The organism is Zavarzinella formosa DSM 19928, from assembly GCF_000255705.1.
GTDB lineage: Bacteria > Planctomycetota > Planctomycetia > Gemmatales > Gemmataceae > Zavarzinella > Zavarzinella formosa.
The window spans coordinates 122,967-123,816 of record NZ_JH636439.1 but is presented as its reverse complement, the minus strand read 5'-3'; the positions used below and the strand labels follow the sequence as shown (position 1 = coordinate 123,816).

The window sequence follows — 850 nt, the reverse complement described above, 5'->3', positions numbered from 1 at the left end:
CTCCCCGTCGGCGGCCTCGCGGACGGCGTACCCCTCGGAGCGGAGGAGCAAGGCCAGATTGGCGCGGGTCGCCGGGTCGTCGTCGGCGACGAGAATCGTGGTTCCGCGGGCGGGCGCTGACATCATGGCTGTTCTCCGGCGGGCAGGACGAGGCGAAACGTGGCCCCCGGCACGGGCGAGGGAGGATCAAGCGTCACGTCGCCGCCATGTTGGCGGGCGACTTCGCGGCAAAGGGCCAGGCCAAGCCCCGTGCCGGTCGGGCGGGTGGTGTAAAACGGCTCGAAGACACGATCATGGTCCGCTTCCGGCACGCCGGGGCCGTTGTCGGCCACCGCCAGTTCCACCTGTTCGACGGGAAGCAACCGGGTCCGGCAGATCACCCGGCCGCCGGCGGGAATCGCGTGGAGGGCGTTGGCGATAAGGTTCAGCACGACTTGCCGCAACGCCTGACCGGCGGCAGAGACGGGGGGCAGGCCGGGGGCCAGATCCGTCTCGCACACGGCCCCGTGTTCGGCGAGTTGCGCCCGAAGAAGTTCCAGCGTCTCTGCCACCACCGCGTTCAAGTCGGTCGTCCGGCGGACCTCGTGTCCCGCCCTGGCGAACAGCAACAAGCGACCGACCAGTTCGTCGAGCCGGTCCACGGCCCGCACCACCGCCGTGATCGACGCGGGCGTGCGTGCCTCCTCGGGGAGGCGTTCCCACAGTTGCACGGTGGACCGGATGCCCGCGAGCGGATTGCGCACCTCATGGGCGACCCCGGCGAGCAACCGGCCCAAGGCGGCCAGATGCTCGGCCTTCCGCAACTCGTCCCGGAGTTCGGTCTGCCGCCGGGCCTGCCGGCGCAACGACC

General features: G+C 71.2%; 1 protein-coding gene. It reads right to left on the bottom strand.

Annotation, left to right across the window (positions count from 1 at the left end):
• Nucleotides 1-122: 122 nt before the first annotated feature.
• On the bottom strand, nucleotides 123-850 hold a 728-nt coding region (locus BGIM_RS48190), incomplete at its 5' end, for a two-component system sensor histidine kinase NtrB (protein WP_020468013.1).